This is a genomic window from Allobosea sp. (genome assembly GCF_017308075.1).
GTDB lineage: Bacteria > Pseudomonadota > Alphaproteobacteria > Rhizobiales > Beijerinckiaceae > Allobosea.
In genome coordinates, this window is the sequence record NZ_JAFKFX010000049.1 from 1 (window position 1) to 19,696 (window position 19,696).

Consider the following 19,696-nt stretch of genomic DNA (forward strand, 5'->3'; position numbering starts at 1 on the left):
AACCAGGCCCGCTACCACGAGAGCCTCGGCAATCTCACGCCCGCCGATGTCTACTTCGGCCGCGGGCCGGCCATCATCACCGAACGCGAAAGGATCAAGCGCCAGACCATCCAGAAAAGACGCTTGCAGCATCAGCTGAAGGCCGCATACCCTCAAGCCCAGATGAGCCAGAGCCTCCGTTCCTGAGACATCGAAACAGTCTCAAATCAGCTGACCACGGACAATGGCTCGTCCAGGTGCCGCTTGCGATGCTGGCCTCCGCGAGGGCGCGGACTGCCTCTCGCGTCATTGCCGGGTTCGCGCGGATCGTCATGAAGAGGGTCTCCGTCGCCTGCCACATGGCCGATGCCATCCGCCGGGCTTCTCCGGGGGTAGCCCGGCCCAGGGACCTGACGATCTCGGTGGCACCGATTCGCGCTTTCAAGTCCTGGGGGATTTTACGCCGAAACAGGGTAGTGGCCCCGCGACGTCGAGAACAAACAGTGATCATGGTAAAGACGACCCATCAGACGCAGCTTGAGTGCGGTGGACCTGTCTGGTGGACCCATGCGCCTTGAGGGCACCAAACAGGCGCGCAAAAAGCTCAAGGAAATCAGCGAATGTCTGAGAGTCTTATGCCATTTGTCTCGGGGAAAGAGACGATGGCTGGGGGACTAGGATTCGAACCTAGACAACCAGAGTCAGAGTCTGGGGTCCTACCGTTAGACGATCCCCCAACGGGCGCGCTGTGCGTCGCGTCGGATGGCGCGGGTCTAACGAACCTCGGCGATGGTTGCAAGCCTTGTGTGACAGATTTCGACAGACCGGCGTGAAAGATTGTCCAGGCCCAAGGCACTCGCCGCCCGAACGCCCGCCAACGGCGCCAGGAGCCAAGCAGATGCAGCCAGCCTCTCGGCACCTCGCCAGAAGCTGGCGGGCAAGCGGCGCGCGCAGCCACTGCGGCACAGCGGCGGCCCGCGCACCGGGCAAGAAGGCTGGGCAAGGAAGCTGGGAATGGTTCGTGAAAGGACGCAGGAAAGCGAGCCGGAGCCCGCCGGAGCTGGCTGGCAGCCACGGGTCCAAGCAACCGGAGCAGCTGCCCGAGGCCGTGAAGCGAGGCCATGAGCCAAGGCCCCTGCCGGTCGAGCAGACGCTCCCGTGCCGTCTTTCTCTCCGGCAGCGCCCGCGCGGAGCGACCGCTGCGTCGGTCCGCCTTAAGGCTATGCGCTGCTCAGCGTGCGGCGCACCGCATCGCGCCAGCCCGCGACCAGCGCCCGGCGCGGTTCTGCCGCCAAGGTCGGCGTGAAGCGACGCTCCAGCCGCCAGCGATCGCCGAACTGGGCCGGCTCGGGCAGCAGGCCTGCGTCGAGGCCGGCGAGATAGGCAGCTCCGAGAGCCGTGGTCTCGAGCACCTCCGGACGGTCCACGGGCGCGGAAAGGATGTCGGCGAGGCGCTGCATCGTCCAATCGGAGGCGACCATGCCTCCATCGACGCGCAGCACCGTCCCTGCCCCTTCGGCCTCCGGCCAGTCGGCGCGCATCGCCTCGAGCAGATCCAGCGTCTGGAAGCAGACCGCCTCCAGAGCCGCACGAGCGAATTCGCGCGGGCCGGTATTGCGGGTCAGGCCGAACATGGCGCCGCGGGCGTTGGCGTCCCAATGCGGGGCGCCGAGCCCGGTGAAGGCCGGCACGAGATAGACCTGCTGGCCGGGATCGGCATTGGCCGCCAGCGGCCCGCTCTGGGAGGCGCGCTCGATGATGCCGAGTCCGTCGCGCAGCCATTGCACCGCGGCGCCGGCGATGAAGATCGAGCCCTCGAGCGCATAGTGACGCTCGCCGCCGAACTGATAGGCGATGGTGGTCAAAAGCCGGCTTTGCGAAGCGACGGCCTTGGCGCCCGTGTTGAGCAGCGCGAAGCAGCCGGTGCCATAGGTCGATTTCAGCATGCCAGGCGAAAAGCAGGCCTGGCCGATGGTCGCCGCCTGCTGATCGCCGGCGATGCCGCGAATCGGGATGGCGCCGCCGAACAGCTCCGGTTCGGTCTCGCCGAACAGCGCGGCGCAATCGCGCACCTCCGGCAGCAGCGAAGCGGGGATGTCGAGAAGCGCGAGCAGCTCCGCGTCCCATTCGCCGCGATGGATGTCGAACAGCATGGTGCGCGAGGCGTTCGTCGCGTCGGTAGCATGGACGCGCCCACCGGTCAGGCGCCAGAGCAGAAAGGAATCGACCGTGCCGAAGGCGAGTTCGCCGCGCTCCGCCCGTTCGCGCGCGCCAGGCACATTGTCGAGAATCCAGGCGATCTTGCTGCCCGAGAAATAGGGATCGAGGCGTAGTCCGGTGCGGGCAGCGACCAGATCGCCATGGCCTCGCGCTTCAAGCGCAGCGCAGCGCTCGGCGGTGCGCCGATCCTGCCAGACGATGGCGCGATGGATCGCCGCGCCGGTACGCCGGTCCCAGATCAGCGTGGTTTCGCGCTGATTGGTGATGCCGATGGCGGCGACCTCGCCAGCCCCTGCCCGGGCCTGGGCGAGCGCCTCGCGACAAACCGCCAGCGTGCTCTCCCAGAGATCCTCCGGCTCGTGCTCGACCCAGCCGGAAGCCGGATAGTGCTGCACGAACTCCTGCTGGGCGCTGGTCACCGGCCGCAATTGCGCATCGAACAGGATGGCGCGCGAGGAAGTGGTGCCCTGGTCGATCGCCAGGATCAGGTGCCCCGCCGCCATGCCGTCTCTCCCCTCGCCTTCGCCGCCCGGGTCCGGTGCCCCGATGCAGCCGGAGCTTTGCCGCCAAGCCGCTGTTCAGGCAAGCGCCGTTGCCAACGGGCAATGCTTCGCCTTCGCAGGTTCTGCTTGGCAGGCGCGTCGCGCTGTTGTTACGCTGCCCGGGAATGGAAACGCTCCGGCTTCTGGCCGGGCTCCGGCGGGTCATCGCGATGGCCCCGGCCGGCAAAGGATTACAAGGTGACGGTCGAGGACCGCCAGGAATCGGACGGCCCCGCCGTGGCAGCCCGCGCTGCGACGGGGGATGGCGTCGTGGCCAGCGCCGGCGGCCGGGAGGCACCGAGCCATCCGCGCCGCCCGGCCGCGACCTATGCCGCGCTCGATCTCGGCACCAATAATTGCCGCCTGCTGATCGCGCGGCCCGCCCAGCATGGTTTTCGCGTCGTCGATGCCTTCTCGCGAATCGTGCGGCTCGGCGAAGGGCTTTCGGCGAGCGGGCGGCTCGGTGAAGGCGCGATGGAGCGCGCCGTCGAGGCGCTGAAGATCTGCAAGAGCAAGATGGACCATCGCGGCGTCACCCGCGCTCGGCTGGTCACCACCGAAGCCTGCCGGTCGGCGGCAAACGGCGTCGACTTCGTGCAGCGCGTCGGGCGCGAGGCCCAGCTCGAGCTCGAGATCGTCGACCAGCGCACCGAGGCCTCGCTCGCCGTCACCGGCTGCGCCGCGCTGGCGGCGCCCGGCGCCGATTCGGTCATCGTCTTCGACATTGGCGGCGGCTCGACCGAAATCGTCTGGCTCGGTGGCCGCGAATCCGGGCGCGATCCGGCCGCGCGAATCCGCGAATGGGCTTCGCTGCCGATCGGCGTGGTCTCGGTCGCCGAGCGCTATGGCGGCGTCGAAGTCGGGCGCGAGCTGTTCGAGCGGATGGTGACGGACTGCAGTGCCGCGCTGAAGCCGTTCGCAGACAAGGCCGCGACCGCGCGCCTGGCTGCAGGCTTCCACCTGCTCGGCACCTCCGGCACGGTTACCACCGTCGCGGGCATCCATCTGCGGCTGCCGCGCTATGATCGCCGTCAGGTCGACGGGCTCTGGATGCGCGAGGCCGATGTGCTGAGCGTGATCGACGAGCTCGTGGCGATGGATTATTCGCAGCGCCAGGCCAATGCCTGCATCGGCCGCGACCGGGCCGATCTCGTGCTGGCGGGCTGCGCCATTTTCGAGGCGATCCGGCGGGCCTTTCCGAGCCCGATGGTGCGGATCGCCGATCGCGGCCTGCGCGAGGGCATACTCCTGCGCATGATGCATGAAGACCGGGCTTGGTGGCGACGCCGCCAATGAGCTAAGTGCAGGGCATGAACCCGTCCAAACCGAGCGGCGGCGCCCGCGACCTGCGCGTCAAGGTCAAGAAGCCGGCCAAGCGCAGCCATTCCTCGCAGCTCTGGCTCGAGCGGCAGCTGAACGATCCCTATGTCAAGCGCGCCCGCGAAATGGGCTATCGCTCGCGGGCGGCCTTCAAGCTCGCCGAGATGGATGAGCGCCACAAATTTCTGAAACCCGGCCAGAAGCTGCTCGATCTCGGCTGCGCGCCGGGCGGCTGGTGCCAGGTCGCCGCGGCGAAGATCGGGCTCGAGAAGGGCAAGGGCCGGATCGTCGGCATCGACCTCCTGCCGGTCGACCCGATTCCGGGGGTCGAGCTGATCCAGCTCGATTTCATGGCCGATGAGGCCCCTGCCCTGCTGACCGAGAAACTGGGCGGCAAGGCCGATGGCGTGATGTCTGACATGGCGGCCAACACCACCGGCCACAAGAAGACCGATCACCTCAAGATCATCGGCCTGGCCGAGGCGGCGCTCGAATTCGCCAATGACGTGCTGGCGCCAGGCGGATTCTTCCTCGCCAAGCTGTTCCAGGGCGGCGACAGCGCCGAACTGCTCAGCCAGCTCAAGCGCGACTTCACCAGTGTGCGCAATCTCAAGCCGGCGGCGAGCCGCGCCGATTCCTCCGAGCTCTACGTGCTCGCGACGGGTTTCCGGCGCAAGAACGAGCCAGTCTCCGAAGACTGACGAGCGCCCGGCTCAGCTTGCAGCCAGCCTGCCATCGACGAGATGGATGCGCCGGCTCGCCCGCGCGGCCATGTCGGCGTCATGGGTCACGGCGATGACGGTCTTGCCGCGCTCGCGCACCAGCGCATCGAGGATCGCGAAAACCTGCTCCGAGTTCTTGCTGTCGAGGCTGCCTGTCGGCTCGTCGGCGAGCACGATCGGCGGATCGTTCGCCAGAGAACGGGCGACCGCGACCCGCTGGCGCTGGCCTCCGGAAAGCTGATCGGGCCGCTTGTCGAGATGGCCGGCAAGGCCGAGCGCTTCGAGCAGTTGCGTCGAGCGCGCCCGCATCGCGGCCTTGTCGAGGCGCCCGAGCCGCCGCATCGGAATCTCGACATTCTCGCGCACGGTGAATTCCGGCAGCAGGAAGTGGAACTGAAAGACGAAGCCGAGCGTCGCCAGCCTGATCTGCGCCCGCTCGCGCTCGCCGAGCGCCGCCGTGTCGCGACCGGAAATGCGCAGCACGCCGGCGCTTGGCCGGTCGAGCAGGCCGAGCAGATAAAGCAGCGACGACTTGCCGGAGCCGGACGGGCCGGTGATCGCGACGAATTCGCCCTCGCCGATCGAAAAAGTCACGTCCTGCACCAGCGTCACCGGCACGATTCCGGGCAGGATCCGGGTCAGCCCCGCGGTCTCGATCAGCGCGCTCATGTCGCCCCCCGGATGATGTCGACCGGGTTGAGCCGCGCCGCCTGCCGCGCCGGCAGATAGCCGGCGATGGCGGCCGAGGTCAGGGCGAAGCCCGCGGCGATCAGATAGTGCCAGATGCTCCAGGCCAGGGGCAGGCGCGTGATCTCCTGTGCCACGGCTGCGCCCGAGAGCTCGAAGCGGACGAGCGAGAGCGCGAAGCAGAGCCCGAAGCCGACCGCCCAGCCGATCAGCGAGCCGCAGGCGCCGAGCGCCAGCCCCTCCAGCAGGAAAAGCCGGCGCATATCGGCCTCGGTGAACCCCAGCGATTTGAGAATGGCGATGTCGCGCGCCTTCTCATGGGTGATCGTCGAGATGATGTTGAAGATGCCGAAGCCGGCGACGAGCAGGATGGCGCCGACCACCGTGTACATGATGACATTGCGGATCACCAAAGCCTCTAGCAGCGATTCGTTAGCCTCCTGCCAGGCCACCGCCTTGTAGCCGATCTGCGCCTCCGCCCGCCGCGCGACCTGCGGCGCGGCGTTGGGATCGTCGAGCTTGAGACGGATCTCGTTGATCGCGTTCGGCCGTTCGCTCAGGATCTGGGCGTTCTTGAGCAGGACATAGCCCTCGCCCTCGTCGCGGGCGGTGGTGCCGGTGTGGAACAGGCCGACGATCTTGAAGGCGCGGCTCTGGCCGGTCGCGGAGACGACCGTCACCGTCGTGCCCAGCTCGGCGCCGAGGCGCTGCGCCAGCCGGCTGCCGACCACGATGTTGTTGCCGCCGGCGATCAGCGCGGCGAAGCTGCCCTGGCGGAAATCCTTGGTCAGCGAGGATATCTGCATCTCGGCCAGTGGCTCGACGCCGATGATGCCGATGCCGACATCGCGCCCGGCATAGCGCACTACGCCCTGCGTCTTCAGGCTGAGCGCCATCTTGCCGGGCACCCAGGCGCGCAGCATCGCGGTCACTTCGGTCGGGTTCAGGATGCCGCGCCGGTCCTCCCGGGGGCGCAGTCCGGCGATGTGCAGCGCCGCGAACTCGTCCTGCGCCGGCTGGCGACGCGCGGCGCGGCGCTCATCGGTGACGTCGACATGCGGCATGGTGTCGACGAGCTTGGCGATGAAATCATCCTCGCCGCCCTGCATCAGCGAGGCCATGGCGATCGAGAAGCCGACGCCGAGCGCGACGCCGAGCACGGCGACCAGCGTCTGCCGGCCCCGCCCGATGATATGCGTCAGCGCGAGTGTCAGGATCAGCGGCATGGCTCACTCATCCCGCAGCCGGATACGGGTGCCCTCGCCCAGCTTGTCCGGATAGGGTGCGATGACGCGCGCCTCTTCAGGCAAGCCCGACAGCACCTCGACCTCGCCGGTGCCGCGAATGCCGATCGTGAGCTCGCGACGCCGCGCGCCCCCCCCCTCGGCGAGCACGACGGCATTGCCCTGGACCGCGTTGACCGGCAGCAATAGCGCGTTGCGCGCGACACGCACGATGATGTTGAGCTCCGCCGTCATGCCGATCAGCAGCGGCGTGTCGTCGGGCAAGGCAAGATAGACCCGGTAATTCTTGGCGACGGGATCGCCCTTGGGGGTGATGCTGTCGACCGTCGCCTCCAGCGTCCGTCCGGGAAAGGCGTCAGCCCGGATCAGGGCGCGCTGGCCCGGCTTGACCTGCGGGATGTCCTCCTCGTTCACCTCGGCGACGATGCGCAGCGGCTTCGCTTCGCCGATCCAGAACAGCACCGTTCCGGGCTCGGCGATCTCGCCGACCTCGCCATCGCGGCGCAGGACGGTGCCGCTCATCGGCGCCCGCAGGATGTAGTTCTCCAGCCGGGCGGTCTGCCCGGCGACCAGCGCCGCCGCCTGCCCGACCTCGCTGCGGACCCGGTCGAGCGCCTGCTGGCTCATGACGTTGCGCTCGACGAGGACGGCCTGGCGCTCGTGCTCGGCAGCGGCGAGTTTGTGGCGGGCCTTGAGCTCGGCGAGGGCGGTCTCAGCGAGGACGCTGTCGAGCCTGGCCAGGACTTCGCCCTTCTCGACCCGGCGGCCCTCGCAATCGCAACGCTCTACGATGCGCTCGCGCACGAGCGGCGTGACCTTGGCCCAGTTGCGCGGCTCGACGACGCCGGTGGCGTAGACGATATCGGCAGCATCGCCGCGCCTGGCGGTCACGGTCGCGACCGCCGCGGGCCGGCTATAGGACCAGAAGGCCGCGCCTGCCCCCGACAGCACGACGAGCACGATGAGGCTGCGAACGATCTTCACGGCATTCCCCTGCGCAGGCGTCGGCGGCGAGCTGACGAAATCGTGCTTCCAAGACAGGCCCGTCGACGCGTGATCGCCGTTGCATCGCCCGTTGCCATAGCCGTATCATACACCAGACCGACCGTCGGTCATTTTACCGACCGCAGGTCGGTCGTCAAGAAGACGCAAGATCGGAGCCGCATGCCGCGCATCGTCAAACACCCGGAGGATCGCAGGAGCGAGCTACTCGACTGCGCGCAGGCGCTGTTCTTCGAGCATGGCTACGAGGGCACGACGATCAGCGACGTCATCGCCAAGGCGGGCATTTCGAAGGGCGGCTTCTACCACCATTTCGCGTCGAAAGAGGCGCTGCTGGAAGCGCTCGCCGCCCGTTTGGCGCATGAGGCGGTCGCCAAGGTCCGCGATGTGCTCGACGACCCCAGCCTCGGCGCCCTCGCCCGCCTGAACAGCTTCCTCGCCCGCTCGCGCCAGACCAATCTGGAGGATGCGCCGAAGCTGCGGGCGGCCTTCGACGTGGTTTTCCGCCCGGAGAACATCGTGCTCTACCACCGGGTCAATGCCGCCTCGATCGCGGTGATGCTGCCGGTGCTCGCCGGCATCATCGCGGAAGGAGCGGCCGAGGGCGCGTTCGCGGTGTCCGATCCGGAGGATGCGGCCGAGACGATCCTGCATCTCGGCGCCAGCGCCCATGACGCCTGGGGACGAGCGATCGCGGTCTCTGGAACAGCGGAAGAAGAAGCGGCGATCGAAGCGCTCGAGCGGCGCTTCCAGTTTCTCGGCCTCGCGGTCAACCGGATTCTCGGCCTGCCGGACGGCAGCGTGATCTTCGTCGAGCCGGGCTTCATGCGGGCGGTGATGACGGCGCGCTGAAAGCACGCGCCGCCCTTCTCCGCCGCAGCGTCTCAGTCAAGGTTGAACTTCGCGAACTCGCGATGCTCGCCATAGATCCGGCGGACCGTGCCGGTGATCGAGCGGTAGACGATGGTCTCGGTCTCGATCACCTCGGGCCCGAAGCGCACGCCGGAGAGCATGCCGCCATCGGTGACGCCGGTGGCGCAGACGATGACGTCGCCCGAGGCCATCTCGGCCATGTCGTATTTCTTGTTCGGATCCTTGACGCCCATGGTCGCGGCGCGCTGGCGCTTCTCCTCGGTGTCGAGGATCAGGCGGCCCTGCATCTGGCCGCCGACGCAGCGCAGCGCCGCGGCGGCGAGAACGCCCTCGGGGGCGCCGCCAATGCCGAGATAAAGGTCGATACCGGTCTTCTCCGGCTCGGTGCAGAAGATCACGCCGGCGACGTCGCCATCGGTGATCAGGCGGATCGAGGCGCCGGTCTTGCGGACTTCGGCGATCAGCTTCTCATGGCGCGGGCGGTCCATGATCAGCGTGTTGATCTCATGCGGCTTGACGCCCTTGGCCCTGGCCAGCGCGTTGATATTGTCGGCGGCCGAGGCGTCGAGGTCGACGATGCCGGCCGGGTAGCCCGGGCCGATGGCGATCTTGTCCATGTAGACGTCGGGCGCGTAGAGCAGATGGCCGGCGCCGGCCATCGCCATCACGGCGATCGAGCCGGGCATGTCCTTGGCGCAGAGCGTCGTGCCTTCCAGCGGATCGACGGCGATGTGGACCTTCGGACCCTGCTTGTTGCCGACCTTCTCGCCGATGAAGAGCATCGGCGCCTCGTCGCGCTCGCCCTCGCCGATGACGATCTCGCCGTCGATCGGCAGGCGGTTGAGCTCGCGCCGCATCGCGTCGACGGCGGCCTGGTCGGCGGCCTTCTCGTCGCCATGGCCGCGCAGGCGGGCGGCGGCGACGGCGGCGCGCTCGGTGACGCGCACCAGTTCCATCGAGAGATAGCGCTCGATGATCTGGTCGGGCGAGATACGAAGATCGACGGACATGGTGTTTCCTCTATTTTCGGCGGTCGGCGGCGCGGTAACCGGCAGCGGAAGCGCTCCGCGACCGCCCGGCCGCCACCCTATTCGCGTTCGATGCGGATGACCTGCGGGGCTTCCGAAATATGGCCGTCGGCACCAACCTTCTCCAGCGCGCCGCGGATCGCGCGCTCGCTGGTGGCATAGGTGATCAGGACGACCGGAACCGGCGCACCGGAGCGCCCGCCGGGATCGCGCGCCGCAGCGGCCTCCGAACGGCGCTGGACGATGCTCTCGAGCGAGATGTTCGCCTCGGCCATGCGGGTCGCGATCGCGGCAGCCGCGCCCGGCCGGTCGGCGACCGCCAGACGGATGTAATACCCGCCCTCATGGCGCTGCATCTCGGCCCGAACCGGAGCCTCCAGCCGCGCAACCGGCAGGCCGAAGGGCAGGCCAGCGGTGCCGCGGGCGACATCGGCGATGTCGGCGATCACCGCCGAGGCGGTCGGGCCGCCGCCGGCACCCGGACCGACCAGCGTGATCTCGCGCACCGCATCGGCGTCGATGGTGACGGCGTTGGTGACCCCCATCACCTGCGCGATGGCAGACGACTTCGGCACCATGGTCGGGTGGACGCGCTGCTCGATGCCGGTCTTGGTGCGCTCGGCGACGCCGAGCAGCTTGATCCGGTAGCCGAGCTCCTCCGCCATTTTCAGATCGAGCGGCGTGATCGAGGAAATGCCTTCGACATGAATCGCTTCGGCGTCGATCTTCGTACCGAAGGCGAGGCTGGTCAGGATCGCGAGCTTGTGGGCGGTGTCGAAGCCCTCGACGTCGAAAGTCGGGTCGGCCTCGGCATAGCCGAGCCGCTGGGCGTCCTTCAGGCAGGCCTCGAAGGTCAACCCCTCCAGCTCCATGCGCGAGAGGATGTAATTGCAGGTGCCGTTGAGGATGCCGTAGAGCCGGGAGACATTGTTGCCGGCCAGCGCCTCGCGCAGCGTCTTCACCACCGGAATGCCGCCGGCAGAGGAAGCCTCGAAGGCGAGCGCCGCGCCCTTGCTTTCGGCGAGTTCGGCGAGCGCCACGCCATGGGCGGCGAGCAGCGCCTTGTTGGCGGTGACGACCGGCTTGCCGGCGGCGAGAGCCGCCTCGACCGCCTGCTTGGCAGGTCCGTCGGAGCCACCGATCAACTCGACCAGACAATCGATTTCCGGCGAAGTCGCCAGCGCCACCGGATCGTCGAACCAGCTCAGGCCGGCAAGATCGATGCCGCGGTCGCGATTGCGATCGCGTGCCGAAACCGCGGTGACGCGCACCGGCCGGCCGCAGCGTGCAGCGAGCGCATTCTCCTGCCGTTTCAGGATAGTGGCGACCGCCGCACCAACGGTGCCGAGGCCGGCGATGCCGACGCGAAGAGGCCGGAAGTCAGGTGGCGGAGCGTGCATGGTCATGTCGCGCGGGGTCGCATGAGGCGTGCGGGGAGTCAACGGCGAAGGGCGATGGAATCCGCCGCGATGCGTCGGATTACGCCGATGAGGGCAGGTATTGCTATCGGACCGGACCACGCTCCGCCTCAGCCGGACGCGACGAGGAGCCCTCCTCCGCTTGCCTTCCATGCCGTCTTGCGACCGGCGGCTCACCGAAAGCGCGCTGATAGGCCCGCGAGAAGGCAGCCGCGCTGCCATAGCCGATCCGCCGGGCGACCACCTTGACGAGCCCGCCGCGTTCGAGTTCGCGCCGGGCCAGCACCATCCGCCAGCCGGCGAGATAGGCCATCGGGGTCGCCCCCACCACGCGCGGAAACAGGGTCATGAAGCGGGTGCGCGACATGCCGGCGATCGTCGCGAGGTCGTCGACGTGCCAGTCGCGCGCCGGCGCATCCTGCATGGCGACGAGGGCCGGAAAGAGCTGGGGATGCGACAGCCCGGCCAGCAGGCCCGGCTGGGTTGTGCCGCGGTCGATCATGTGGCGCAGGAGCAGGAGCAGCAGCAACCTGCACAGATTGTCGAGCGCGACCTGCCGGCCGCAGCGCCGCGCCGAGGCCTCGATCGCCAGCAACTCGGCGATGGCCCGCAGCGTCGGAGCCGCCTCGAAAGCGAGCTCGACCCGGCTCGGCAACGCCGCGATCAGCGGATTTTCTCGGCCGCCGAAGTCGATCCTGACCGCGGCCAGCACCTCGCCCTCGCCGTCATGAGCCCCCGGCCCATGCGGCAGGAAAACCAGCGAGCGCAAGACCTGTCCCTGCCCGGTAACCTGCCCCTGCCCGGTCAGGATGAGATTGGCCGCGGCGGGCGCGACCTGCTGCGCGGCGACATCGAAGGCCGCGAAGAAGCTCGACAGGCGATCTCGCCCCAGATCGGAACTTTCGATCATGCCATTTGAATTTCCCATACCCGAGAATATGAACAAGGTCAGGCAGCTGCAACAGCAACCAGGAACAGCCCATGCTCATACCCCGCCAGCCCGCTCCCGCCCTTGCCGTCGACACGCTCGCTCATGGCCGCTTCGACCTGAGGACGGCCTCGCCCGAGCGGTTCACTCTGGTCTGCTTCTATCGGGGGCTGCACTGCCCGCTCTGCGCCACCTATCTGAAGGAACTCGAGCATCTGGTGCCGGATTTCGCCAGTCGCGGTGTGGAGGCGATCGCGATCAGCAGCGACGGCCAGAGCCGTGCCGCCGAAATGGCGGAGAAGATCGGCGCCGAAGCGCTCAGGATCGGCTACGGGCTCGCCCTGGAGACGGCGCGCGCCTGGGGGCTGTACATCTCGGCCTCTCGCGGCAAGACCTCGATCGGTATCGAAGAGCCGGCGCTGTTCTCGGAGCCCGGCGTGTTCCTCGTCCGATCGGACGGGACGATCTATTATCTGTCGGTCCAGTCGATGCCGTTCGTTCGGCCGAGCTTCGCCGAGATGGTCCCAGCGCTCGATTTCGTCATCAAGAGCCACTACCCGGCACGCGGCGAGTTCACCGGCGCGGCCTGAGCTCGCCTATTCGAAGCGGCAGATCACCTCTGCCGCGAGGCGCTTCAGCTTGCCCTCGCTGAAGCCGAGATAAACCCGCAGGACCTGATTGCCGAAAGCCGTGATCTTGATGGTGCGCAAGGCTTCGAGGCTGTCGCCGTGCGAGACGGTCGAGTTTTCATTGACCGGCTTCCAGAACCAGGGCTTCGGCGGGCGGATCACCGTGTCCGCCAGAATCTTCTCGGCCTCGGCCTGTCCCGTGCCGATCGGCAGATAGCGTTCGACGATCCCGGTGGCGTCACGGCCGCATTCGCGCGCCTTGGTCGCCTCCAGCAGCTCCCCGATCAGAGGCGAATCGGTTTCGGTCGCGCGACCACGCGAGAAATCATAGGTCGCGAACAGGCAGACCAGTGCGAAGAGACCGAAGATGACCCCGATCACGCGGCCTTTCGAGACCATATCCCCTGCCTCTCCTCAGCCAGCCATTCCGGCCGCTCCGGTTCCCATGTTTTCGCGATGCGGTCCAGCCCCGTCGCGCCCCGGCGCCGTTACGCCGCAGCGACATCGTCGAGACGTAGAACGTGCAAGGGGCGGCGCAACGCCGCCCCGGGGATCGATAGATCGGAGGGCGACCGATCTCAGCCGGCCTTCGGGATCTGGATGACGTTGTGCAGCGTCTGGTCGGCGGTCTTGAGGAAGCGGGCGATATTGCGCGCCGCCTGGCGGATGCGCTGCTCGTTCTCGACGATGGCGATGCGGACGAAATCATCGCCATGTTCCCCGAAGCCGATGCCCGGAGCGACCGCGACTTCGGCCTTCTCGATCAGGAGCTTCGAGAATTCCAGCGAGCCGAGATGGCGGAATTTCTCCGGGATCGGCACCCAGGCGAACATCGAGGCCTGCGGTGCGGGGAAGTCCCAGCCCGCCTTGGTGAAGCTCTCGACCAACGCGTCACGGCGCTTGCGATAGATCTCGCGCATTTCGCGGATGCAGTCGTCCGGGCCGTTCAGAGCCGCCGCGGCGGCGACCTGGATCGGCGTATAGGCGCCATAGTCGAGATAGGATTTCACGCGCGCCAGCGCGGCGAGAAGCCGCTCATTGCCCACGGCGAAGCCCATGCGCCAGCCGGCCATGGAGAAGGTCTTGGACATCGAGGTGAACTCGACGGTGACGTCGATCGCGCCGGGCACCTGCAGCATCGAGGGCGGCGGGTTGCTCTCGTCGAAATAGACCTCGGCATAGGCGAGATCCGAGAGCAGGATCAGCTCGTGCTTCTTCGCGAACGCGACGAGATCGCGATAGAAATCGAGCGAGGCGGTATAGGCGGTCGGGTTCGCCGGATAGCAGGTGACGAGCGCGATCGGCTTCGGCACCGAATGCATCATCGCGCGCTCGAGCGCCGGGAAGAAGGCCGGCGTCGGCTCGGCCGGAACCGAGCGGATGACGCCGCCGGCCATCAGGAAGCCGAAGGCATGGATCGGATAGCTCGGATTGGGAACGAGCACGACGTCGCCCGGTCCGGTGATCGCCTGCGCCATGTTGGCGAAGCCCTCTTTCGAGCCGAGCGTGGCGACGATCTGCGTGTCCGGATTGAGCTTCACGCCGAAGCGGCGCTGATAGTAATTCGCCTGGGCGCGGCGCAGGCCTGCGATGCCCTTGGAGGCGGAATAGCGGTCGGTGCGGGGCTTGCCGGCGGTCTCGACCAGCTTCTCGATGACGTGCTTCGGGGCCGGCAAATCGGGATTGCCCATGCCGAGATCGATGATGTCGACGCCCTTGGCTCGCTCGGCTGCCTTGATCTTGTTGACCTGCTCGAAAACGTAAGGCGGCAAACGCTTGATGCGGTGAAAATCGGTCATCTTGCTAAACGGTCCCTGGCCGAGCCGGCATTGAGGCGCGCCGAATGCGTCAAATCACATTCCTTGCGCCAAGATGCTCTAGCACTGCAACTTTCGGCGCGACAGGCCCAAAAACGCAAGAATCGTCGAAGCGCGACGCAAGGTCTCAGCCGCGGCACCAGCCTCCGCCGGAACGCCACGGCGAAGCTGCGCTCCAGCGTCATCGTCACCGATGCGTTCGGCTTTGCCCGACACCTGACCGAACATTAATTTGCTCGCCAACCCCCCGACATGCGCCGGCGCCTATCTGTCGGGATGGCTGAGGCGAATCGCAGGCTGAAGGTTCGCAGTGCCCGGGCCATCGTCCTGGCATGGCCCCGCGACCTCCCGCCCCGGCATGGCGAGGCGCGACCGGCATGAGATTATCCGCAACGATGCTCGATCGGATCGGCCAACGGCTTGCCGGGTTTCTCCTGCGCGAGCGGCCGGGCCGCGAGCCTTTCACGCCATCCGATCCAGAGGAACTGCGGCGCAGCTTGCGGCCGGGCGATGTCGTGCTCGTGGCCGGCTCCAACCGGGTTTCGACGGCCATCAAATATCTGACGCATTCGACCTGGTCGCATGCCGCGCTCTATGTCGGAAACGTCCTCGGCCCGCCGACGACCGGGGACGAGCCTCATACACTCATCGAAGTGGTTCTCGACGCAGGCTGCCGGTCGATTCCCCTGTCCAACCTCGAACATTTTCACACGCGCATATGCCGGCCGGTCGGGCTGACCGACGCCGACCGGCGCAGCCTTGTCGATTTCATGATCTCGCGACTCGGCATTCGTTACGACACGCGCAACATCATCGACCTGGCGCGCTACCTGCTGCCGACGCTGCCCGTGCCATCGCACTGGCGTCGCCGCATGATCGCACTCGGCTCGGGGGAACCGACGCGGGCGATCTGCTCGACCTTGATTGCGGAAGCGTTCGAGCGCGTCGGCTATCCGATCCTGCCGCGCATCGAGCTGGGCCCGGCGATCCGGCGCGGCCCAAATGACTGGCGCCATCGGGAACTGCTGCACATCCGGCATTTCAGCCTCTACGCGCCCGCCGATTTCGACATCTCGCCCTATTTCCAGATCGTCAAGCCGGGGCTGGATGAGGGCTTCGACTACAAGGCTCTGACATGGGGCGACGGCCCTTGAGGCCGAATGGGCGCAACAGGACTTCCACGGGCCCATCACCGTCCGCCATCCGTGGACGGTGTGACCGGCGGGCTCAGTTGCTTGGCTGCGCCTCCGCCGGCGCGGGCGGCGGCGTCTTGCCCAGGCTCTGCGCCTGCGCTCCGGCGGCTTCGTTGGAAATCCGCTTCGCTTCGAGCTCAGCCTCGAGCTTCTTGAATTCCTCAACGGTCTTGCGCTTGGCGTCGCGCGTAACCGCCGAGCCGACCGGCACGTATTTCGGGTCCTGCGGCCTGGTTTCGAGCACGAAGGGCTTGGGCTCGGCCGGCTTGGTGGCGAGATCGGTGAACTCCGCGACGCCGCGCGCAGCCTCACAGCCGCCGAGCAGCATGCCGAGCAGCGCAGCTGCGCAAACGACCTTCAGCGAGGTCCGGACCAGGGCTTGGGGCATTGCCGGGGCTCTCACGATTTTCCTTTGTCACTCTTATCAGTTAGGTCCTTAATGGGTCCGCAATGCGGAGTTCAACTCCCGCAGACCGCAATCGCAACGGAGCGATACCATGAGGCCACCGGCCGGCAGCAAGGGCAAGAGTGCGCAGGCCCAGGCCGAGCCGCCGGTGCTCGGCGCGCCGACGCTGCCGGATTTCGACGCGATGGCGCAGAACATGGGCAAGCTGGTCGAACAGGCCGGCAAGGTGACCGCCGCCTATCTGAAGCCGATCGAACGCGGCGAAGCCAAGACCGGCGCCGCGGACGAGGCCAGCGAGATGGTCAAGGTGCTCGGACGGGTGGCCGAGCGCTGGGTCAGCGATCCCCATAAGATCGTCGAGGCCCAGGCCTCCATCACGACCGATTTCCTCAGCCTGTGGAGCGCGACGCTGAAGCGCCTGGGCGGCGAGCCCGCCGAGCCGGTGATCGAGCCGGAAAAGCGCGATGCCCGCTTCTCCGATCCCGAATGGCAGAGCCATCCGGTCTTCGATTTCGTCAAGCAGGCCTATCTGCTGTCGTCGCGCTGGGCCGAGAGCATGGTCGATCAGGCAGAGGACCTCGACCCGCACACCCGCGACAGGGCGCGCTTCTACGTCAAGCAGATCGCCGGGGCCCTCTCCCCCTCGAATTTCGTCGCGACCAACCCGGAGCTGCTGCGCGAGACCCTGGCCCAGAACGGCGAGAATCTGGTGCGCGGCATGAAGATGCTGGCCGAAGACATCGAGGCCGGCGGCGGCGAACTCAAGATTCGGCAATCCGACACGCGCGCCTTCGAGGTCGGCGTCAACATCGCGACGACCCCCGGCAAGGTGATCTATCGGAACGACATCATCGAGCTGATCCAGTACGCGCCCGCAACGCCGAAGGTGCTGAAGCGGCCACTGCTGATCGTGCCGCCCTGGATCAACAAGTTCTACATCCTCGACCTCAACCCCGAGAAGAGCTTCATCCGCTGGTGCGTCGAGCAGGGGCTGACGGTCTTCTGCATTTCCTGGGTCAACCCCGACCATCGCCATGCTCTCAAGGATTTCGAGAGCTATATGCGCGAAGGCATCTTCGCGGCGCTCGAGGCGGTCGAGCAGGCGACCGGCGAGAAGCAGGTCTCAGCGATCGGCTATTGCGTCGGCGGCACGCTGCTCGGCGTCACCCTCGCCTATATGGCGGCCATGCGGGACAAGCGCATCGCCAGCGCCACCTTCTTCACCACGCAGGTCGACTTCTCCAATGCCGGCGAACTCTCGGTCTTCGTCGACGAGGACCAGATCCGCACTCTCGAGGAACAGATGGCCGAGCGCGGCTATCTCGATGGCGCACGCATGGCCGGCGCCTTCAACATGCTGCGGCCGAACGACCTGATCTGGTCCTATGCGGTCAACAACTACCTGAAGGGCAAGGCTCCGACCGCCTTCGACCTGCTCTACTGGAATTCGGATTCGACGCGAATGCCGGCGGCGAATCACTCTTTCTATCTGCGCAACTGCTATCTCGACAACAAGCTGACCAAGGGCGAGATGCGGATCGGCGGCAAGCTGCTCGACCTCGGCAAGGTCACCATCCCCGTCTACAATCTCGCGACGAAGGAGGATCATATCGCGCCCGCGAAATCGGTCTTCATCGGCTCGCAGTCCTTCGGCGGCCCGGTCGACTACGTCATGGCCGGCTCCGGCCACATCGCCGGCGTGGTCAACCCGCCGAGCAAGGTGAAGTACCAGTACTGGACCGGGCCCCGGCCTGAGGGCGCCTTCGAGGACTGGGCCAGGCAGGCGCAGGAGCATCCGGGCTCCTGGTGGCCGCATTGGTTCGCCTGGCTCGCGGAGCAGGCGCCCAAGCAGGTCGAGGCCCGAATCCCCGGCGACGGCAAGCTCACGCCGCTCGAAGACGCGCCGGGCAGCTATGTGAAGGTCAGGGCCTGACCCAAGTGTCCGCCGCGGTCTGCGCGCGACCTTCGCGCCGACCCTGACCGAACGAACGCTCGCGCGGGCGGGTCAAGCAAAGTGGTCTCGGCCCGCCCCTCCCGGCTCTCCCTGAACGAAAAAAGCCGGCCCGAAGGCCGGCTTTCGCGTCGCTCTCTGGCGAAGCTCAGTATTTGCGGACGACCGGGCGAACCGGAACCGTCTCGGTCGGATTGTCCCAGCGATAGGTGAGCGCGGCCGAAACGATGTGAACGTAAGGCTCGGCCTCGGCCGTGTAGGAAATCGCCCGCAAGGCCGGGTTCACGACCTGCTGGGGATGATTGCCGGTATAGTTCACCTTGGCCTTGTTGACGTGGATATAGGTGTAGCCGACATCGACCTTCAGCTTCTCGGTGAGCTGATAGCTCGCACCAGCGCTGAGCCAGAGCCGGTCATTGTCCGAGATGAAGATCTGGCGGTTGTAGTCGTTGACGGCCGAGAGCTCATAGGCGACGCCGGCGCGGAGCGTCAGGTCACGGTTGTACTTGTATTCCAGACCCGCCGAGAAGTACCAGCTGTCGTCATACTGGAAGTTCAGGCTGGTGACCGGCGCTCCGGTGAGCTGGCTGACCACCGGGATGTTGCGGAACCGGCTCCAATTGGTCCACTCGACGCCAAGATGGGCCTGCCACTGGTCGTTGATGACCTGAGAAACACCGAAGACCACGGAATCGGGCAGGTTCAGATTGGCCTTGACCGGGAAGGCGGCCGTCGGCGTCGGCCCCGCCGAGACGCGCATGGTGCCTTCCAGCGTCTGCCGGACAGAGGAGCGATAGCCCAGGCCGATCGTGGTGCCGTCGAACGGCGTCAGCGTGAGGCCGAGGCGATAGCCGAAATCGATCGTGTCGCCTTCGATGATGATCGGCGCGGCGTTCGCGGCGATGCCATTGGCCTGCTTCAGGCTGGCGTTGAACCACTGGATCTGCATGGCAGCGCCGACGGAGAGCCAGTCATTGACCTTGTAGCCCATCGTCGGCGCGACGTTGAAGGTCTGCACCTTCGCCGAACGGCCGAAGGCCTGCGCCGCATTGACCTGGTTGTCGGGCTTCGAACGCAGACCGAAGGGCGCGCCGGTGGTGAGGCCGATCCAGAACCGGTCGGTGAGCTGCCAGGCGGAATAGGAAGCGGGGATGAAGCCGCCATCGCCGCCGATATTGCCGGTTCCGAGCGGGCTGCCGCCGACTGCCTGGATCGGCACGCGACCGCGCGGGGTCAGGACCGTGGTCGTCGAGGTCGGCTGATAATCGCCGCTGGCATAGAGATAGGTGAAGTTCCACTGGCTGTGGCGGCCGGGAAACATGGTGATCGTCGCCGGGTTCCAGGCCATGGAGCCCATGCCGATGCCGCCGGCGGCGGCGCCGGCATAGGCCATGCCGAGGCCCTCGGCGCTCTGCCCGCTGCGGATCGCGAAGGAACTGGCCGACGCGGCACCAGCCGCCAGCAGTGCGGCGAGCGAAACCGTGGCAGCGGCAGTGTATCTCCGAAGGCTCGTCATCGCGGCGTCTTTCCCCAGGCTGAGGTTCTTGTTGGCACCGCCTCGGCCATGCCGGACGGAATCTGACCGCCAGCATGCCGTGAGCCCCCGCCTGCCGCAATCCCGCCGCGTTCGCCGCATTTTCGCCACGCCTCGCCCTGGCTATCGCAAGGGAAGCGCGAAAAACGGGCAGAAACAGCGGTTTTCGGGAGGCCGAATCCGAGTCGCGTCGCGGAATAGAT

The 19,696-nt window shown here is 67.1% G+C and carries 17 protein-coding genes, 1 tRNA gene and 2 pseudogenes; 7 read left to right on the plus strand and 13 right to left on the minus strand.

Annotated features, from left to right (window positions below; all coding sequences use genetic code 11):
- Window positions 1–186, plus strand: a pseudogene (locus J0J10_RS24090) (hypothetical protein); the annotation flags it as partial.
- A 127-nt stretch (window positions 187–313) separates the two neighbouring features.
- Here J0J10_RS24090 and J0J10_RS27055 read toward each other — a convergent pair.
- The 3 genes and pseudogenes from J0J10_RS27055 to glpK form a co-directional block, all read right to left on the minus strand.
- Window positions 314–490 (minus strand): annotated as a pseudogene (locus tag J0J10_RS27055) (DUF6538 domain-containing protein); the annotation flags it as partial.
- Window positions 491–642: 152 nt separating this feature from the next.
- Window positions 643–716 (minus strand) — tRNA-Gln (locus J0J10_RS24095).
- 483 nt (window positions 717–1,199) lie between these two features.
- Window positions 1,200–2,702, minus strand: a complete 1,503-nt coding sequence (gene glpK / locus J0J10_RS24100) for a glycerol kinase GlpK (RefSeq protein ID WP_291649842.1) — start codon at window positions 2,700–2,702, stop codon at window positions 1,200–1,202.
- Window positions 2,703–2,939: 237 nt separating this feature from the next.
- On the opposite strand from glpK, the gene J0J10_RS24105 reads away from it, so the two are divergent.
- Together J0J10_RS24105 and J0J10_RS24110 are read left to right on the plus strand one after the other, a co-directional pair.
- Entirely contained in the window at window positions 2,940–4,037 is a 1,098-nt protein-coding gene (locus tag J0J10_RS24105; protein WP_465247251.1) for a Ppx/GppA phosphatase family protein, read from the plus strand.
- Between the two features lie 14 nt (window positions 4,038–4,051).
- Entirely contained in the window at window positions 4,052–4,762 is a 711-nt protein-coding gene (locus tag J0J10_RS24110) for an RlmE family RNA methyltransferase (RefSeq protein WP_291649844.1), read from the plus strand.
- Between the two features lie 12 nt (window positions 4,763–4,774).
- On the opposite strand, the gene J0J10_RS24115 is transcribed toward J0J10_RS24110, so the two are convergent.
- Genes J0J10_RS24115 through J0J10_RS24125 form a run of 3 tightly spaced genes read right to left on the minus strand, consistent with a single transcriptional unit; the run spans window position 4,775 to window position 7,698 of the window.
- The gene (locus tag J0J10_RS24115) at window positions 4,775–5,452 is read right to left on the minus strand and encodes an ABC transporter ATP-binding protein (RefSeq protein WP_291636393.1); all 678 of its coding nucleotides are present in this window, start codon (window positions 5,450–5,452) and stop codon (window positions 4,775–4,777) included.
- The gene (locus tag J0J10_RS24120) at window positions 5,449–6,696 is read right to left on the minus strand and encodes an ABC transporter permease (RefSeq protein ID WP_291649846.1); all 1,248 of its coding nucleotides are present in this window, start codon (window positions 6,694–6,696) and stop codon (window positions 5,449–5,451) included. The genes J0J10_RS24115 and J0J10_RS24120 overlap by 4 nt, the downstream gene beginning before the upstream one ends.
- 3 nt (window positions 6,697–6,699) lie before the next feature.
- The gene (locus tag J0J10_RS24125) at window positions 6,700–7,698 is read right to left on the minus strand and encodes an efflux RND transporter periplasmic adaptor subunit (RefSeq protein WP_291649848.1); all 999 of its coding nucleotides are present in this window, start codon (window positions 7,696–7,698) and stop codon (window positions 6,700–6,702) included.
- 180 nt (window positions 7,699–7,878) lie between these two features.
- Between J0J10_RS24125 and J0J10_RS24130 the strand changes: the two genes are divergently transcribed.
- Window positions 7,879–8,568 (plus strand): TetR/AcrR family transcriptional regulator, encoded by a 690-nt coding sequence (locus J0J10_RS24130; protein WP_291649850.1) that lies wholly within the window; start codon window positions 7,879–7,881, stop codon window positions 8,566–8,568.
- A gap of 32 nt (window positions 8,569–8,600) precedes the next feature.
- Here J0J10_RS24130 and glpX read toward each other — a convergent pair whose 3' ends face one another.
- The 3 genes from glpX to J0J10_RS24145 form a co-directional block, all read right to left on the minus strand.
- Window positions 8,601–9,599 (minus strand): class II fructose-bisphosphatase, encoded by a 999-nt coding sequence (gene glpX, locus J0J10_RS24135; RefSeq protein WP_291636401.1) that lies wholly within the window; start codon window positions 9,597–9,599, stop codon window positions 8,601–8,603.
- A 77-nt stretch (window positions 9,600–9,676) separates the two neighbouring features.
- Window positions 9,677–11,017 carry a homoserine dehydrogenase gene (locus J0J10_RS24140; RefSeq protein WP_291649922.1) on the minus strand — a complete coding sequence of 447 codons (1,341 nt, stop codon included), beginning with the start codon at window positions 11,015–11,017 and terminating at the stop codon, window positions 9,677–9,679.
- A 103-nt stretch (window positions 11,018–11,120) separates the two neighbouring features.
- Window positions 11,121–11,945: a helix-turn-helix transcriptional regulator gene (locus tag J0J10_RS24145; RefSeq protein WP_291649852.1), complete on the minus strand. Its 825-nt coding sequence runs from the start codon at window positions 11,943–11,945 to the stop codon at window positions 11,121–11,123.
- Window positions 11,946–12,016: 71 nt separating this feature from the next.
- On the opposite strand from J0J10_RS24145, the gene J0J10_RS24150 reads away from it, so the two are divergent.
- Window positions 12,017–12,553, plus strand: a complete 537-nt coding sequence (locus J0J10_RS24150) for a peroxiredoxin-like family protein (protein WP_291649854.1) — start codon at window positions 12,017–12,019, stop codon at window positions 12,551–12,553.
- A 6-nt stretch (window positions 12,554–12,559) separates the two neighbouring features.
- On the opposite strand, the gene J0J10_RS24155 is transcribed toward J0J10_RS24150, so the two are convergent.
- A complete protein-coding gene (locus J0J10_RS24155) occupies window positions 12,560–12,991 on the minus strand; it encodes a hypothetical protein (RefSeq protein ID WP_291636406.1) in 432 nt (143 codons plus the stop codon).
- A gap of 179 nt (window positions 12,992–13,170) precedes the next feature.
- Window positions 13,171–14,391: an LL-diaminopimelate aminotransferase gene (locus J0J10_RS24160; protein WP_291636408.1), complete on the minus strand. Its 1,221-nt coding sequence runs from the start codon at window positions 14,389–14,391 to the stop codon at window positions 13,171–13,173.
- Window positions 14,392–14,804: 413 nt separating this feature from the next.
- On the opposite strand from J0J10_RS24160, the gene J0J10_RS24165 reads away from it, so the two are divergent.
- Window positions 14,805–15,563 carry a C40 family peptidase gene (locus tag J0J10_RS24165; RefSeq protein WP_291649856.1) on the plus strand — a complete coding sequence of 253 codons (759 nt, stop codon included), beginning with the start codon at window positions 14,805–14,807 and terminating at the stop codon, window positions 15,561–15,563.
- Between the two features lie 73 nt (window positions 15,564–15,636).
- Here the strand turns inward: J0J10_RS24165 and J0J10_RS24170 are convergent, their stop codons facing one another.
- A complete protein-coding gene (locus J0J10_RS24170; RefSeq protein WP_291649858.1) occupies window positions 15,637–15,990 on the minus strand; it encodes a hypothetical protein in 354 nt (117 codons plus the stop codon).
- A 202-nt stretch (window positions 15,991–16,192) separates the two neighbouring features.
- Between J0J10_RS24170 and phaC the strand changes: the two genes are divergently transcribed.
- Window positions 16,193–17,941 carry a class I poly(R)-hydroxyalkanoic acid synthase gene (gene phaC / locus J0J10_RS24175; RefSeq protein WP_291649924.1) on the plus strand — a complete coding sequence of 583 codons (1,749 nt, stop codon included), beginning with the start codon at window positions 16,193–16,195 and terminating at the stop codon, window positions 17,939–17,941.
- Window positions 17,942–18,107: 166 nt separating this feature from the next.
- Here the strand turns inward: phaC and J0J10_RS24180 are convergent, their stop codons facing one another.
- Entirely contained in the window at window positions 18,108–19,475 is a 1,368-nt protein-coding gene (locus J0J10_RS24180) for an OmpP1/FadL family transporter (RefSeq protein WP_291649860.1), read from the minus strand.
- Window positions 19,476–19,696 lie beyond the last annotated feature (221 nt).